The sequence below is a fragment of the Streptomyces sp. NRRL B-3229 genome, from assembly GCF_000719505.1.
GTDB lineage: Bacteria > Actinomycetota > Actinomycetes > Streptomycetales > Streptomycetaceae > Streptomyces > Streptomyces griseorubiginosus.
This window is the reverse complement of the sequence record NZ_JOGP01000142.1, coordinates 1-315: the sequence shown is the minus strand read 5'-3', so window position 1 is coordinate 315 and position 315 is coordinate 1. Positions and strand designations below refer to the sequence as shown.

Annotated in this window: 1 pseudogene; it reads right to left on the bottom strand. The window is 65.1% G+C overall.

Annotated elements, in window-relative coordinates:
• Positions 1-315: pseudogene (locus IF54_RS0139140) on the bottom strand (Fe-S cluster assembly protein SufB); the annotation flags it as partial.

Genomic DNA, 315 nt, shown 5'->3' with positions numbered 1-315 from the left:
GTGTTCTTGATGTCCTCGGGCAGGTCGTCCCAGGTCTGGGCCTGCTTCTCGGTGGAGCGGACGAAGTACTTGATGTTGTCGAAGTCGATGCCCGACAGGTCCGAGCCCCAGTTCGGCATCGGCTTCTTCTCGAAGAGCTTGTGCCCCTTGAGCCGGAGCTTGAGCATCCACTCGGGCTCGTTCTTCTTGGCGGAGATGTCGCGGACGACCTCTTCGGAGAGGCCGCGCTTGGCGGCTGCGCCCGCGGCGTCCGGGTCGGCCCAGCCGTACTCGTACTTGCCCAGCCCCTCGAGCTCGGGGTGGGCAGTGTCCGTA